Annotated in this window: 16 protein-coding genes; 10 read left to right on the top strand and 6 right to left on the bottom strand. The window is 69.4% G+C overall.

All coding sequences use genetic code 11. The features are described from left to right. Positions 1–10: 10 nt before the first annotated feature. Genes slmA through coaBC form a run of 5 tightly spaced genes read right to left on the bottom strand, consistent with a single transcriptional unit; the run spans position 11 to position 4,797 of the window. A complete protein-coding gene (gene slmA, locus FHR97_RS19505) occupies positions 11–619 on the bottom strand; it encodes a nucleoid occlusion factor SlmA (RefSeq protein ID WP_183385459.1) in 609 nt (202 codons plus the stop codon). A gap of 36 nt (positions 620–655) precedes the next feature. Further along, entirely contained in the window at positions 656–1,576 is a 921-nt protein-coding gene (argB, locus tag FHR97_RS19500) for an acetylglutamate kinase (protein WP_183385458.1), read from the bottom strand. Between the two features lie 37 nt (positions 1,577–1,613). Continuing rightward, a complete protein-coding gene (locus FHR97_RS19495; RefSeq protein ID WP_183385457.1) occupies positions 1,614–3,011 on the bottom strand; it encodes a phosphomannomutase/phosphoglucomutase in 1,398 nt (465 codons plus the stop codon). 34 nt (positions 3,012–3,045) lie between these two features. Then, positions 3,046–3,513: a dUTP diphosphatase gene (gene dut / locus FHR97_RS19490; RefSeq protein WP_183385456.1), complete on the bottom strand. Its 468-nt coding sequence runs from the start codon at positions 3,511–3,513 to the stop codon at positions 3,046–3,048. Positions 3,514–3,543: 30 nt separating this feature from the next. Beyond that, positions 3,544–4,797, bottom strand: coding sequence for a bifunctional phosphopantothenoylcysteine decarboxylase/phosphopantothenate--cysteine ligase CoaBC (gene coaBC, locus FHR97_RS19485; RefSeq protein ID WP_183385455.1), 1,254 nt, complete (start codon positions 4,795–4,797; stop codon positions 3,544–3,546). A gap of 126 nt (positions 4,798–4,923) precedes the next feature. Between coaBC and radC the strand changes: the two genes are divergently transcribed. From radC to FHR97_RS19435, 10 genes are all read left to right on the top strand, one after another. Then, entirely contained in the window at positions 4,924–5,598 is a 675-nt protein-coding gene (gene radC / locus FHR97_RS19480) for a RadC family protein (RefSeq protein ID WP_183385454.1), read from the top strand. A 152-nt stretch (positions 5,599–5,750) separates the two neighbouring features. Then, positions 5,751–5,987, top strand: coding sequence for a 50S ribosomal protein L28 (rpmB, locus tag FHR97_RS19475; RefSeq protein WP_126483875.1), 237 nt, complete (start codon positions 5,751–5,753; stop codon positions 5,985–5,987). Positions 5,988–6,010: 23 nt separating this feature from the next. Then, positions 6,011–6,166, top strand: coding sequence for a 50S ribosomal protein L33 (rpmG, locus tag FHR97_RS19470; protein WP_021819788.1), 156 nt, complete (start codon positions 6,011–6,013; stop codon positions 6,164–6,166). A gap of 115 nt (positions 6,167–6,281) precedes the next feature. Next, positions 6,282–7,112 carry a bifunctional DNA-formamidopyrimidine glycosylase/DNA-(apurinic or apyrimidinic site) lyase gene (mutM, locus tag FHR97_RS19465; RefSeq protein WP_183385453.1) on the top strand — a complete coding sequence of 277 codons (831 nt, stop codon included), beginning with the start codon at positions 6,282–6,284 and terminating at the stop codon, positions 7,110–7,112. A gap of 52 nt (positions 7,113–7,164) precedes the next feature. Further along, positions 7,165–8,361 (top strand): class I SAM-dependent rRNA methyltransferase, encoded by a 1,197-nt coding sequence (locus FHR97_RS19460; RefSeq protein ID WP_183385452.1) that lies wholly within the window; start codon positions 7,165–7,167, stop codon positions 8,359–8,361. 46 nt (positions 8,362–8,407) lie between these two features. Continuing rightward, positions 8,408–8,728 carry a putative signal transducing protein gene (locus FHR97_RS19455; protein WP_183385451.1) on the top strand — a complete coding sequence of 107 codons (321 nt, stop codon included), beginning with the start codon at positions 8,408–8,410 and terminating at the stop codon, positions 8,726–8,728. Positions 8,729–8,776: 48 nt separating this feature from the next. Further along, positions 8,777–8,962, top strand: coding sequence for a hypothetical protein (locus FHR97_RS20785; protein ID WP_425486110.1), 186 nt, complete (start codon positions 8,777–8,779; stop codon positions 8,960–8,962). Positions 8,963–9,299: 337 nt separating this feature from the next. Continuing rightward, positions 9,300–10,415, top strand: a complete 1,116-nt coding sequence (ald, locus tag FHR97_RS19445) for an alanine dehydrogenase (RefSeq protein WP_183385450.1) — start codon at positions 9,300–9,302, stop codon at positions 10,413–10,415. A gap of 365 nt (positions 10,416–10,780) precedes the next feature. Then, complete coding sequence (gene trpS, locus FHR97_RS19440) at positions 10,781–11,806, top strand: tryptophan--tRNA ligase (protein WP_183385449.1); 1,026 nt, start codon at positions 10,781–10,783, stop codon at positions 11,804–11,806. 122 nt (positions 11,807–11,928) lie between these two features. Then, positions 11,929–13,608, top strand: coding sequence for an NAD-dependent malic enzyme (locus tag FHR97_RS19435; protein ID WP_183385448.1), 1,680 nt, complete (start codon positions 11,929–11,931; stop codon positions 13,606–13,608). Between the two features lie 89 nt (positions 13,609–13,697). On the opposite strand, the gene FHR97_RS19430 is transcribed toward FHR97_RS19435, so the two are convergent. Beyond that, positions 13,698–13,918: hypothetical protein (locus tag FHR97_RS19430; protein WP_183385447.1), on the bottom strand; the 221-nt coding region annotated here is incomplete at its 5' end.

Below are 13,918 nucleotides of genomic sequence, written 5' to 3'. Positions count from 1 at the left end.
GCAGCCCCGCTCAAGCGGTCTGGGTCGCCCCGCGCATCAGCTGTGCCGAGAGCACCGGCCACTGGTCGTCCCAGTGCTCGGTGGGCAGGCGGCGGAAGTCGCTGCGCACGTACTGGGAGATGCGCCCCTCGGCCTGGGCGATCAGCAGGTTGGCGGCGGCCGGGATCGGCAGGGTGGGCCTCAGGCCCTCGCGCAATTCGGCCTCCCGCAGCACCTGCTTGAGCTGCGTCTCCAGGCGCTCGAAGAGCTGGTGGATGCGCAGCCGCAGGCGGGCCGTCTCGCCGGTCAGGGCATCGCCGCCCAGCAGGCGCGACAGCCCCGGGTTCTTCTCGGCGAAGGCCAGCACCAGGGTCAGGATCTGCCCGCAGCGGGGCAGCGCCTCGGAGACCTCCTCGAGGATACGGTTGATGCGTTCGAACAGCGTCTGCTCGATGAACTCGATGAGTCCCTCGAACATCCGCGCCTTGCTGGGAAAGTGGCGGTAGAGGGCGGCCTCCGAGACGCCGACCTGGCGGGCCAGGGCGGCGATGGTGATGCGCTTGCCGCTGTCTTCCTCCAGCATCATGGCCAGCCCCTGGAGGATCTGCTCCCGGCGGCTGGGGGTGGTTTCCTGCGTCATGTTGGCTTTTCTTATGGTCGTTTCGGATGGCCGGCGTCAGCCGGCCGGCTCGTCGTCGCGTCGGGCGTTGGTGATCAGGGTGCCGACCCCGGCGTTGGTGAAGATCTCCAGCAGGGTGGCGTGGGGGACCCGGCCATCGACGATATGGGCGCTCGCGACGCCGCCCTTCACGGCGTCCAGGGCGCAGCGGATCTTCGGCAGCATGCCGCCATGGATGGTGCCGTCGGCGATCAGGGCGTCCACCTGGCCGGTGGTCAGGCCGGTGAGCACCTCGCCCTCGGCGTTCATCAGGCCGGCGACGTTGGTCAGCAGCATGAGCTTCTCGGCGTCCAGGGCCTCGGCCACCTTGCCGGCCACCAGGTCGGCGTTGATATTGTAGCTGCGCCCGGCGTCATCGACCCCGATCGGGGCGATCACCGGGATGAAATCCCGGGCCGCCAGCATCTCGATGAGGTCGGTGGAGATGTGTTCCACCTCGCCCACGTGGCCGATGTCGATGATCTCCGGGGCGGTCATCTCCGGGCTCTGGTGCTCCACCTTGAGCTGGCGGGCACGGATCTGGGCACCGTCCTTGCCGGTCAGGCCGATGGCCTTGCCGCCGCACTGGTTGATCAGGTTGACGATGCCCTTGTTGACCAGGCCGCCGAGCACCATTTCCACCACGTCCATGGTCTCGGCGTCGGTGACCCGCATGCCGTTGACGAAGCGCGACTCGATCTTGAGCTTCTCCAGCAGGTCGCCGATCTGCGGGCCGCCGCCATGCACCACCACCGGATTGATGCCGACCTCCTTCATCAGCACCATGTCGCGGGCGAAGGAGTCGATCAGGGTGTCCTCGGTCATGGCGTTGCCGCCGTACTTCACCACCACGGTCTTGCCGGAGAAGCGCTGGATGTAGGGCAGCGCCTCGGAGAGCACCTCCACCACCTGGCGCGGGTCGCGGGTCTGTTCGGTCATCTCGGGTTCCCTTGGTCTCGTCTCTTGGAGGGCCGCCTTACAGCGGCAGCTCGAGCGCCGGCGCCACCTGCTCGAGGGCCGCGGCGAAGCGGCCACGGATGCGGGCGAGGGCCGCGTCGTCCTTGCCCTCGAAGCGCAGCACCAGCACCGGCGTGGTGTTGGAGGCGCGGCACAGGCCCCAACCATCCGGATAGTCGACCCGGATGCCGTCCAGGGTGGTCTTGACGCCGTCCTCGCCGAAGTCGCCCTCCCGGGCCAGGCGGTCCACCAGGTCGAACTTGGTCTCGTCGGTCACCGTGATATTGATCTCGGGGGTGCCGATGTCCTGGGGATAGCGCTCGAAGAAGGTGTCGGCGTCGTCGCCCTGCCGCGACAGGATCTCCAGCAGCCGGGCGGCGCCATACAGGCCGTCATCGAAGCCGTACCAGCGCTCCTTGAAGAAGATGTGGCCGCTCATCTCGCCGGCGAGCTGGGCCCCGGTCTCCTTCATGCGCGCCTTGATCAGCGAGTGGCCGGTGCGCCACATCTCCGGCGTGCCGCCCGCCTCATCGATCACCCGGGCCAGGTTGCCGGTGCACTTGACGTCGAAGATCACGCGGGCGTCGCGATTGCGCGACAGCATGTCCTCGGCGAAGGCCATCATCAGGTGGTCCGGATAGATCAACTTGCCCTTGGGCGTGATCACCCCCAGGCGGTCGCCGTCGCCGTCGAAGGCCAGCCCGATGTCGGCGCCGGTCTCCCGGACGGTGCGGATGAGGTCCTCGAGGTTCTCCGGCTTGCCGGGGTCCGGGTGGTGGTTGGGGAAGGTGCCGTCGATCTCGGCGAACAGCGGCACCGTCTCGGCGCCCAGGCGCTCCACCAGCTGGGGGCCCAGTTCGCCGGCCACGCCGTTGCCGCAGTCCACCACCGCCTTGAGCGGCCGGGCCAGGCTCACGTCGCCGAGGATGCGCGCCAGATAGGCCTCGCGCACGTCCTCCTCGCGGACCTCGCCCCGGCCCTCGGCCAGGTCGTCCTGCTGGAGGCGGCGGTACAGGTCGGTGATCGCCTCGCCGGAGAGGGTCTCGCCGCCGAGCACGATCTTGAAGCCGTTGTAGTCGGGCGGGTTGTGGCTGCCGGTGACCATCACCCCGGAGGTGGTGCCCTCCAGCACGTGGGTGGCGTAGTAGAGCACCGGGGTGGGGACCATGCCGATGTCGATCACGTCGCAGCCGGTGGCGGTCAGGCCGCGGGTCAGGGCGGCGAGCATGCGGGGGCCGGAGAGGCGTCCGTCCCTGGCGACGATCACCGAGGATTCGCCCCGGGCCCGGGCCTCGCTGCCGATGGCGCGGCCGATGGTCTCGACGCCGGGCTCGGTGAGGGTGTCGTCGACGATCCCGCGGATGTCGTAGGCACGAAAGATCGAGGCGGGAACGGTAGTGGCGGTGTCTAGCGTCATATCATCGATTCCTGGTAGAGGGCGTTGGTGCGGTTCAGTGGCGTCCCGAACTGCCGAAGCCGCCGTCGCCGCGCACGCTGGCATGGAAGTCGTCGACGACCTGGAGTTCGGCCTGCACCACGGGAACAAGCACATACTGTGCCAACCGCTCGAAGGGCTCCACCGTGAAGGGCGCCGCGCCGCGGTTCCAGACCGAGACCATCAACTCGCCCTGGTAGTCGGAGTCGATCAGGCCGACCAGGTTGCCGAGCACGATGCCATGCTTGTGGCCCAGGCCCGAGCGGGGCAGGATCATCCCGGCGAGCCCCGGGTCGGCGATATGGATGGCCAGGCCGGTACGCACCAGCTCGCAGTCGCCGGGCGCGAGCACCAGGGGGGCGTCGAGCAGGGCGCGCAGGTCCATGCCGGCGGAGCCGGCGGTGGCGTAGTGGGGAAGGTGGTCGCGCAGGCGCTCGTCGAGCAGCTTGACGGCGAGGCGAGGGCGGTCGGGGATCGTCGGCATCGGGGGCTTCCGGTAAGAGAGGTCGTGTCGTCAGGGTGGGGCGGCGGCGCGCAGTCGGGCGAGCGCCTGGCGGACCACGGCCAGCGCCAGCTGCGATTTCGGCTGGGGGGGCAGCGAGCGCTGGTCGGTGCCGTCGGCGTCCCGCCATACCAGCAGGGCGGCGTTGTCGTCGGCGCCGAAGCCCAGGCCGGCCCGGGAAACGTCGTTGGCCACTACCATGTCGAGGCCCTTGCGGGCGAGCTTGTCCCGAGCGTAGGCCTCCAGGTCGCGGGTCTCCGCGGCGAAGCCGACCACGTAGGGGCGATCGTCGCGGGCGGCGATGCTGGCGATGATGTCGGGGTTCTTCACCAGTCGCAGGGTCAGGGTGTGCTCGCCCTCGCGCTTCTTCAGCTTGTGTTCGGCCGGGGTCTCGGCCCGGTAGTCGGCGACGGCGGCGCAACCGATGAAGAGGTCGCAGCCCCGGGCCAGGCGGTGGGCCGCGTCATGCATCTCCCGGGCGCTCTCCACGTCGTGGCGCTCCACCCCCGCCGGCGTGGGCAGCGCCACGGGGCCGCTGATCAGCAGGACGCGGGCGCCGAGGGCGGCGGCGGCGGCGGCCAGGGCGAAGCCCATCTTGCCCGAGCTGTGGTTGGAGAGGTAGCGCACCGGGTCCAGGGGCTCGCGGGTCGGTCCCGCCGTGATCACCACGGTCAGGCCGGCGGCCTCCCGGGGCGCCGTGTCGTCCAGCGCCGCCAGGATGGCCTCGGGCTCCAGCATGCGCCCGGGGCCCACGTCCCCGCAGGCCTGGTCGCCGCTGTCCGGGCCGAGCAGCCGCCAGCCGTCCTCGGCCAGCCGGTGGGCGTTGCGCACGGTGGCCGGCTGGCGCCACATCGCCTGGTTCATGGCCGGCGCCATGACCTTCTCAGCATCGCTGGCCAGGCACAGGGTGGTGAGCAGGTCGTCGGCATGGCCGTGGGCCAGGCGCGCCATCAGGTCGGCGGTGGCCGGGGCGACGAGGATCAGGTCGGCCCAGCGCGCCAGCTCGATATGGCCCATGCCGGCCTCGGCCTCGGGGTCCAGCAGCGAGGTGCGCACCGGCTCGCCGGTCAGTGCCTGCAGGGTCAGTGGCGTGATGAAGGCCTGGGCGCCCTCGGTCATGACCACGCGTACCTCATGGCCCGCCTGCTTGAGCAGGCGAGCCAGGTGGGCGCTCTTGTAGGCGGCGATGCCGGCGCTGATACCGAGCAGTATGCGGCGGCCTTCGCCAGGGCGGCCGGCGTTCCGGTGGCCGGGCGATAGCGACATAGGGCGGTGTCCGAGCGGAAATCCGGGCGACCACTTTACCATTCACCGGGGGGATTGCGTAGCCACCGCCCCGGCGTGGGGCGGCTACACTGGGGACGAGCACGCCGGGCGAGCAGGGAGGCTTTGATGTCGATTCGCGACTGGCCGGAGGGTGAGCGGCCGCGGGAGAAGTTGCTGGTGCTGGGGGCCGAGGCCCTGTCCGACGCCGAGCTGCTGGCGATCTTCCTCCGCGTGGGGGTGACGGGGCGCTCGGCGGTGGACCTGGCCCGGGACCTGTTGTCGGTCTTCGGCGGCCTGCGCCCCCTGCTGGAGGCCGACCGGACGAGGTTCTGTGCCCAGCGTGGCCTGGGCCAGGCCAAGTTCGTGCAGCTGCAGGCCGTCATGGAACTCTCCCGGCGCCACCTGGCCTGCCGGCTCGAGCGCGACGCGGCCCTGACCTCGCCGGGCCTGGTGCGCAGCTACCTGGCCTCGCGGCTGCGTCACCTGGGCCACGAGGAGTTCGCCGCCCTCTTCCTCGACAGCCAGCACCGGGTGATCCGCTACGAGTCGCTGTTCCGCGGGACCCTGGACAGTGCCTCGGTGTACCCCCGGGAGGTCGCCCGCCGGGCCCTGGAGCTGGGGGCCGGCGCCATCATCTTCGCCCACAACCATCCCTCCGGGGTGGCCGAGCCCAGCGACGCGGACCGCCGCATCACCGCGCGGCTCAAGGAGGCCCTGGGCCTGTTCGAGATCCGGGTGCTGGATCATTTCGTGGTGGGCGACGGCGAGGTGGTGTCCTTTGCCGAGCGGGGGCTGTTATAATACCGCGCATCGCTTGTCTGGCCCGGCCGACTCTGGTATAAAGTGCAGCCTTTGAATTCCCTTGGGTCAAATGACAACGGGGTCGTCCCGGTTTGCCCGACAGGTTTTGAACACTCAGGTAGCAATACCTGGCCAAGCGGTTGGAGGCTCTCATGTCCAAAGTATGTCAGGTTACCGGCAAGCGCCCGGTGACTGGTAACAACGTTTCACACTCCCAGCGCAAGACGCGTCGTCGTTTCGTGCCCAACCTGCACAGCCACCGGTTCTGGGTGGAGTCCGAGAAGCGCTTCGTTCGCCTGCGCGTCTCCTCCAAGGGCATGCGCATCATCGACAAGAAGGGCATCGAGGCGGTGCTCAGCGACATTCGCAAGCGCGGCGAAGCCGTCTAAGCGACCCCGAAGGGAGAAGACTCATGCGTGACAAGATCAGAATGGTGTCCAGCGCCGGTACCGGCCACTTCTACACCACCGACAAGAACAAGCGGAACACCCCGGACAAGCTCGAGATGAAGAAGTTCGACCCGGTGGTCCGCAAGCACGTGATGTACAAGGAAGCCAAGATCAAGTAAGTCGGGATCCTTGCGGTTTCCCGTGATCGCTTCCGCCGCAGGCCCTCGCCTGTCCGCCTGAACCCGGCCCGATGGTCGGGTTCTTGCGTAGTGTCCCCGAGCCGGAATGCTGCCCATGCCCGAGCTGCCCGAAGTCGAGACCACTCGACGCGGTATCGCCCCCCATGTGGAGGGCCGCGAGATCGTCGAGGTCATCGTGCGCCAGCCGCGCCTGCGCCTGCCGGTGCCCAACGACCTGGTCGAGCGGCTGGTGGGCGCCCGCATCGGTGGCCTGTCGCGGCGAGCCAAGTACCTGCTGGTGCCGGTGCAGGCGGAGGACGCGGCGTCGGCCAGCCTGCTCTGGCACCTGGGGATGTCCGGCAGCCTGCGCATCGCGCGGCTCGGCGAGCTCCCCAAGAAGCACGACCATGTCGACCTGGTGCTCGACGACGGCGCCATCCTGCGCTATCACGACCCGCGCCGCTTCGGCTTCGTCGACTGGCTCCAGGGGGATGCGGCCCGCGACCCGCGCCTGGCCCGGCTGGGGCCCGAGCCCCTCTCCGAGGCCTTCGACGGCGAGCGGCTGCATGCGCTGTCCCGCGGCCGTCGCCTGGCCGTGAAGCCGTTCCTGATGGACAATGCCGTGGTCGTGGGCGTCGGTAACATCTATGCCGCCGAGGCGCTGTTCCTGGCCGGCATCGACCCGCGTCGCGCCGCCGGGCGCATCTCCCTGGCGCGCTACCGGCGGCTGGCGGCGGCCGTTCGCGAGGTGCTGGCCGCGGCCATCACCCAGGGCGGCACCACCCTGCGCGACTTCGTCGGCGGCACCGGCGAGCCCGGCTACTTCGCCCAGCGGCTCAATGTCTATGGCCGCGACGGCGCGCCCTGTCGGCGCTGCGGCGCCGAGCTGCGCCTGGTGATCCTGGGGCAGCGGGCCAGCGTCTTCTGCGCCGCCTGCCAGCGCTGACCCGGCCGCTCCCGCGCCGCCGGCCCCTATCCGATTTCCTCGAGAGTTCCCGATGACTGCCCTACGCTCCCTGCGCCTGAAGAAGCATGCCGACCGCCGCCTCAAGGCGGGCCACCTGTGGCTCTACTCCAACGAGGTCGATACCGACGCCACGCCGCTCAAGGCCTTCGCGCCCGGCGAGCAGGCGGTGGTGGAGGCCGCCAACGGCAAGCCCATGGGCGTGGCTTACGTCAACGCCCATTCGCTGATCTGCGCGCGCCTGGTGTCCCGGGACCCGGCCATGGGGCTCGACCGGTCGCTGCTGGTACACCGGCTGAACCAGGCCCTGGCGCTGCGCCAGCGGCTCTTCGACAAGCCCTTCTACCGCCTGGTGCACGGCGAGGGCGACCTGCTGCCGGGGCTGATCATCGACCGCTTCGACGATGTCCTGGTGGTGCAGCTCAATACCGCCGGCATGCAGGCGGCTCTCGAACCGCTCCTGGACGCCCTCGACAAGGTGCTGGCGCCGCGGGTCGTGGTGCTGCGCAACGACACCGGCGGTCGCCGTCAGGAGGGGCTGGAGAGCCACGTCGAGGTGGTGAAGGGCGAGCTGCCGGAGGCCGTGCTGCTCGAGGAGAACGGCGTGCGCTTCGCCGTGCCGGTGCTCGACGGCCAGAAGACCGGCTGGTTCTACGATCACCGCGGCAACCGCGCCTGGCTGAACGGCCTGGTGGCCGGCAAACGGGTGCTGGACCTGTTCAGCTACGTGGGTGGCTGGGGCGTGCAGGCCGCCGCCCATGGCGCCAGCGAGGTGCTGTGCGTGGACGCCAGCGCCCGGGCCCTCGAGCAGGTCGCCGAGAATGCCGCCCTCAACGGCCTGCACGAGCAGGTGGCGGTGGGCGAGGGCGATGCCTTCGAGGCGCTGGCCGCGCTCAAGGCCGACGGCGAGCAGTTCGACGTGGTGATCCTCGACCCGCCGGCCTTCATCAAGAAGCGCAAGGACATCCCCGCCGGCGAGCGGGCCTATGGCAAGCTCAACCGCGAGGCGATGCGCCTGCTGGGCCGCGACGGCCTGCTGCTCTCGGCCTCGTGCTCGATGCACCTAGCCCCGGAGCGCCTGGTCGACGTCGTGCGGGGCGCCGCGCGCCACCAGGACCGCCATGGCCAGATCCTCTTCCAGGGGCATCAGGGGGCGGATCACCCCGTACACCCGGCGATTCCCGAGACGGCCTATCTCAAGGCGCTCGGCGTCCGCGTCTTCCGCGACTAGGAGGAGGCATGGCGACTCTCCCGGGGCTCGCCCATGTCTCGACGCCATGAGTGACTTCGACTTCGTTCGCGTCTTCGCCCACTCGAACCCGCTGCTGGTCAGCCATATGGCCAATCTGCTGGAGGCGGCCGGCGTGCCGGTCGAGCGGCGCAACCTGACCCTCGGCGGGGGCGTCGGGGAACTGCCCCCGGGAGAGTGCGAGCCCGAGGTCTGGGTGGCGCCGCACAATCGGCCGCGGGCCGAGACGCTGATCCGTGAGGCGCTGTCCGAAGGCGACGACCGGCCGGCCTGGACCTGTCCCGGCTGCGGCGAGCGCCTCGAGGCGGTCTTCGATACCTGCTGGCAATGCGGTAGCCGCCGGCCATGAGCGGCGCCGCTCGCCCCTGACCGTCATGTCCGAGGAGGGCCCGATGCCATGCCCTGGGACCTGCCCGCCCCCTGCCTGATCGCGATCGACGTCGAGGCGGCCGCCATCGACGCCTTCGGTCATGCCAACAACGCCGAGTACCTGCGCGTCACGAGCTCGACTACCTGCAGCCGGCCCTCGAGGAGGGCCGGCTGCAGCTGGCTACCTGGATCGTCGACTGCGATGGCCGCCTGACCCTGACGCGTTGCTTCCAGCTGTGGCGTTCCGCCGACGGCCGCACCCTGATGCGGGCCCGCACGCGCTATGCCTGCATCGCGCTGTCCAGCGGCCGGCCGCGCCGCCTGCCGGACAAATACCTGGCCGGCTATTGCCCGGCGCTGGTCGATGAGTCACCGTTGGCCTGATTTATTTCTGTGTGTATTGGTATTTTTGGTCTGATATTCGATATTCAGGCGTCAATATCCAATATTCTTTTGTTTTTATGCCATGATCTCATCGTGATTGTTCTGCTGTGCTGTAATGAAGGGACGGGCCACCCTCATCCAACAATTCCAGCACCGGAGGATCTCCCATGCAGATCGCCGTTCCCAAGGAAATCAAGAACCATGAATACCGCGTCGCCCTGACTCCCAGCGGCGCCCGCGAGCTGGTCGGTCGTGGTCACACGGTGACCGTCCAGGCCGGTGCCGGCGAGGGCGCCGGCTTCCCCGACGCCGCCTACGAGGCCGCCGGGGCTCGCCTGGAGGCCGACGTGACCAGCGTCTGGAGGGAGGCCGAGCTGATCCTCAAGGTCAAGGAGCCCCAGCCCGAGGAGGTCGCGCGCCTGTCCAAGGGCCAGACCCTGTTCACCTACCTGCACCTGGCCGCCGAGGAGCCGCTGACCCGGGGCCTGATGGAGAGCGGCGCCACCTGCATCGCCTACGAGACCATCACCGCGCCCCAGGGCGGCCTGCCGCTGCTGGCGCCGATGAGCACCGTGGCCGGCCGCATGGCCGTGCAGGCCGGGGCCCACAGCCTGGAGAAGGCCCAGGGCGGCGCCGGCGTGCTGCTGCCGGGCGTGCCGGGCGTGGCGCCGGCCAGGGTCACCGTCATCGGTGGTGGCGTGGTCGGCGAGAACGCCGCCCGCATGGCCCTGGGACTGGGCGCCGAGGTCACCGTGCTCGACAAGTCCATCCCGCGCCTGGAGACCCTGGACGACCGCTACCAGGGCCGCATGAAGACCGTCTTCTCCACCGCCGACGCCCTGGAAGAGGCGGTGCGCGAGTCCGACCTGATCATCGGCGCCGTGCTGGTGCCCGGCGCGGCCGCACCCAAGCTGATCACCCGCGCCATGCTCGCCGAGATGAAGCCGGGTAGCGTGCTGGTGGACGTGGCCATCGACCAGGGCGGCTGCTTCGAGACCAGCAGGCCCACCACCCATGCCGAGCCGACCTATTTGGTGGACGGCGTGGTGCACTATTGCGTGGCCAACATGCCGGGCGCGGTGGCGCGCACCTCCACCCAGGCCCTGACCAATGCCACCCTGCCCTTCGTCACCGCCCTCGCGGACAAGGGCTGGAAGCAGGCGCTGGCCGACGACCGCCACTTCGCCGCCGGCCTCAATGTCCACGAGGGGCAGGTCACCTACCGGGCCGTGGCCGACGCCTTCGGCCTGGACTGCGTGGAGGCCGCCACGCTGATCGGCTGACGCCGGACCGGCACGAGGTGACGAAGGGCCGGGGCTCCCCGAGGGCGCCCCGGCCCATATCGCATCCCCCCAGGGCAATCGCAGTTGGGTCTGGCTAGGGGCGCCGGGGACAGGTCGAAGAGGGGGTCCTACGCCAGGGGTGAGGAGCACGGCTCCGAACGGGCTGGCCATGGATGGCCAGCACCGGACCTGCAAGCGGAGCGGGACGCGAGAGCGCCGCAGGGCGTCGGTAGCGCCCAGGGAGGGGTTCACAGCGCCCCCTCGCAGACCTGTCGACGGCCCTGCACATCCCCCGGGCAGGTCGCCTTGGCCGGGGCGCCGCGTTACCATAGCGGGCATTCGAGAGTCAGCAGAGTCCCGCTTTCATGACCGCACCGTCCGACAAGACCCGTGTCCTCACGGGCATCACCACCACCGGCACCCCCCATCTCGGCAACTATGTCGGGGCGATCAAGCCCGCCATCGCCGCGAGCCAGGACCCCAGTGTCCAGTCCTACTACTTCCTCGCCGACCTGCATGCCCTGATCAAGTGCCAGGACCCCAAGCGCGTCGAGGCGTCGCGCCTGGAGATCGCCGCCACCTGGCTGGCCCTCGGCCTGGATACTGACAACGCCATCTTCTACCGCCAGTCGGACATTCCCGAGATCCCCGAGCTGACCTGGATGCTCTCCTGCGTCTGCGCCAAGGGGCTGATGAACCGGGCTCACGCCTACAAGGCGGCGGTGGCCGAGAACGAGGAGGCGGGCAATCAGGACCCCGACAAGGGCATCAGCATGGGCCTGTTCGGCTATCCGGTGCTGATGGCGGCGGACATCCTGATGTTCCATGCCCAGCGTGTGCCGGTGGGGCGCGACCAGATCCAGCACATCGAGATGGCCCGTGACATGGCCGGGCGCTTCAACCACCTCTACAAGGGCCAGTACTTCACCCAGCCCGAGGCGGTGGTGGACGAGCGGGTCCAGGTGCTGAACGGCCTGGACGGGCGCAAGATGTCCAAGAGCTACGAGAACACCATCCCGTTGTTCGTCTCCGAGAAGAAGCTGCTCAAGCTGGTGCGCAAGATCAAGACCAACTCGCTGGAGCCCGGCGAGCCCAAGGATCCCGACACCTGCACGCTCTTCCAGATCTACTCGGCCTTCGCCACGACCGAGGAGACCGCGGCCATGCGCACCGAGTACGCGAACGGCATCGGCTGGGGCGAGGCCAAGAACCGCGTCTTCGAGTACCTGAATGCCCACCTGCGCGAGCCTCGCGAGCGCTACCAGGCGTTGCTGGAGGATCCCGGCCATATCGAGGCCGTGCTGCGCCAGGGTGCCGACCGGGCCCGGGCCGAGGCCGCCCCCTTCATGGATCGCCTGCGGCATGCCGTGGGTCTCGGGCGTTTCGTCTAGTCTGGAAGACGCCAGGTCCCGCGACGCCCCGGTCTGCATGGCCGGCGCAACGGCGTGGTAGAGTAACGACGAAGGTGCCTTAGAGCATCACGGCCCGGATTCCCGACACAGCTGAGACGACTATGACCACCGAAGCCAAGCGCCCCCTCTATGTGCCCTATGCCGGGCCCTCCCTGCTCGAGATGCCGCTGCTCAACAAGGGAAGTGCCTTCACCCGAGAGGAACGACTGGAGTTCAACCTGATCGGCCTGCTGCCCCAGAACGTCGAGACCATCGAGGAGCAGGCGGAGCGCGCCTACCGGCAGTATCGCCAGTGCCAGACCGATCTGGATCGCCATATCTACCTGCGGGCCATCCAGGACGACAACGAGACCCTCTACTTCCGGCTGGTCAGCGAGCATCTCGAGGAGATGCTGCCGATCATCTACACGCCCACGGTGGGCCAGGCCTGCGAGGAGTTTTCCAACATCTATCGCAACCACCGCGGGCTGTTCATTTCCTACCCCGATCGGGACCGCATGGACGACATCCTGCGCAGCGCCACCAAGGACAACGTCAAGGTGATCGTGGTCACCGACGGTGAGCGCATCCTCGGCCTGGGCGACCAGGGGATCGGCGGCATGGGCATTCCCATCGGCAAGCTCTCGCTGTACACCGCCTGCGGCGGCATCAGTCCGGCCTATACCCTGCCGATCATGCTCGACGTGGGGACCAACAACCAGGCCCTGCTCGACGACCCCATGTACATGGGCTGGCGCCACCCGCGCATCTCCCAGGACGAGTACGACGCCTTCATCGCCGACTTCATCGGCGCGGTCAAGCGCCGCTGGCCCAAGGTACTGCTGCAGTTCGAGGACTTCGCCCAGGCCAACGCCATGCCGCTGCTCGAGCGCTACCGCGACGAGCTATGCTGCTTCAACGACGACATCCAGGGCACCGCCTCGGTCTGCGTGGGGACCCTGATGGCGGCCTGCCAGGCGCGTGGCGAGGGCGTGGCCGACCAGCGAGTGGTGTTCGTGGGGGCGGGGTCCGCCGGCTGCGGCATCGCCGAGCAGGTAGTGGTGGCCATGCAGGCCGAGGGGCTGTCGGAGGCCGAGGCGCGCCGGCGCATCTTCATGGTCGACCGGGAGGGCCTGGTGACCAGCGAGCAGGGCTGGCTGCGTGACTTCCAGCGCCGGCTGGCCCAGGACCCGGCCCTGGTGGCCGAGTGGGACGGCCAGTCGCTGCTCGAGGTGGTCAGGCAAGTCAAGCCGACGGTGCTGCTCGGCGTGTGCGGCCAGCAGGGTATCTTCACCGAGGAGGTGATCCGCGCCATGCATGCGGCCTGTCCCTCGCCGCTGGTGATGCCGCTCTCCAACCCCACCTCCCGCGCCGAGGCCCTGCCGGAGGACGTGATCCGCTGGACCGATGGCCAGGCCATGGTGGCCTCCGGCAGTCCCTTCGCGCCGGTGGAGTACCAGGGCAAGCGCTATCCCATCGCCCAGTGCAACAACGCCTATATCTTCCCCGGGATCGGCCTCGGCGTGGTGGCGGCCGGCGCCAAGCGGGTCACCGACGCCATGCTGATGTCGGCCTCCCGGGCGCTGGCCCGGGAGGCGCCGGTGGCCAAGACCGGCCAGGGCGCGGTGCTGCCGGCCCTGTCCGACATCCGCGAGCTGTCCAAGGCCATCGCCTTCGAGGTGGCGGCCCAGGCCCAGCAGGAGGGCATGGCGCTGAAGTCCGACGGACCGGCCCTGCGTCGAGCGATCGAGCGCAACAGCTGGTCGCCGGCGTATCGACGCTATCGTCGCCGCGCCTTCTAGGATCTGGCTACGGCCTCGACCCTCGACACGAAAACGGCCCCGCCGGTCTAGCCGGCGGGGCCTTGCGCTTGCGGGGGACAGGCTGCGGGTCAGGCCGAGCCGATCATCTTGCGCAGCACATAGTGCAGGATGCCACCGTGGCGGTAGTACTCGAGCTCGTTGGCGGTATCGATGCGGCACAGCGCCTCGAGCTTCTTCTCGCCCTTCTCGCTCCCGATGGTCACCTCGACGTCGCCGCCCGGGGTCAGCTCGCCGAGCCCGGTGATGGACACCCGCTCGTCGCCGGTCAGGCCCAGGGTCTCGCGGCTCT

This window comes from Halomonas stenophila, from assembly GCF_014192275.1.
GTDB classification, from domain to species: Bacteria; Pseudomonadota; Gammaproteobacteria; order Pseudomonadales; family Halomonadaceae; genus Halomonas; species Halomonas stenophila.
This window is presented reverse-complemented; position numbering and strand designations above follow the sequence as displayed.

Coding starts and splice junctions, on each gene's coding strand:
- slmA (WP_183385459.1), bottom strand. CDS start 619: ATGACGCAGGAAACCACCCCCAGCCGCCGGGAGCAGATCCTCCAGGGG.
- argB (WP_183385458.1), bottom strand. CDS start 1,576: ATGACCGAACAGACCCGCGACCCGCGCCAGGTGGTGGAGGTGCTCTCC.
- FHR97_RS19495 (WP_183385457.1), bottom strand. CDS start 3,011: ATGACGCTAGACACCGCCACTACCGTTCCCGCCTCGATCTTTCGTGCC.
- dut (WP_183385456.1), bottom strand. CDS start 3,513: ATGCCGACGATCCCCGACCGCCCTCGCCTCGCCGTCAAGCTGCTCGAC.
- coaBC (WP_183385455.1), bottom strand. CDS start 4,797: ATGTCGCTATCGCCCGGCCACCGGAACGCCGGCCGCCCTGGCGAAGGC.
- radC (WP_183385454.1), top strand. CDS start 4,924: ATGTCGATTCGCGACTGGCCGGAGGGTGAGCGGCCGCGGGAGAAGTTG.
- rpmB (WP_126483875.1), top strand. CDS start 5,751: ATGTCCAAAGTATGTCAGGTTACCGGCAAGCGCCCGGTGACTGGTAAC.
- rpmG (WP_021819788.1), top strand. CDS start 6,011: ATGCGTGACAAGATCAGAATGGTGTCCAGCGCCGGTACCGGCCACTTC.
- mutM (WP_183385453.1), top strand. CDS start 6,282: ATGCCCGAGCTGCCCGAAGTCGAGACCACTCGACGCGGTATCGCCCCC.
- FHR97_RS19460 (WP_183385452.1), top strand. CDS start 7,165: ATGACTGCCCTACGCTCCCTGCGCCTGAAGAAGCATGCCGACCGCCGC.
- FHR97_RS19455 (WP_183385451.1), top strand. CDS start 8,408: ATGAGTGACTTCGACTTCGTTCGCGTCTTCGCCCACTCGAACCCGCTG.
- FHR97_RS20785 (WP_425486110.1), top strand. CDS start 8,777: ATGCCCTGGGACCTGCCCGCCCCCTGCCTGATCGCGATCGACGTCGAG.
- ald (WP_183385450.1), top strand. CDS start 9,300: ATGCAGATCGCCGTTCCCAAGGAAATCAAGAACCATGAATACCGCGTC.
- trpS (WP_183385449.1), top strand. CDS start 10,781: ATGACCGCACCGTCCGACAAGACCCGTGTCCTCACGGGCATCACCACC.
- FHR97_RS19435 (WP_183385448.1), top strand. CDS start 11,929: ATGACCACCGAAGCCAAGCGCCCCCTCTATGTGCCCTATGCCGGGCCC.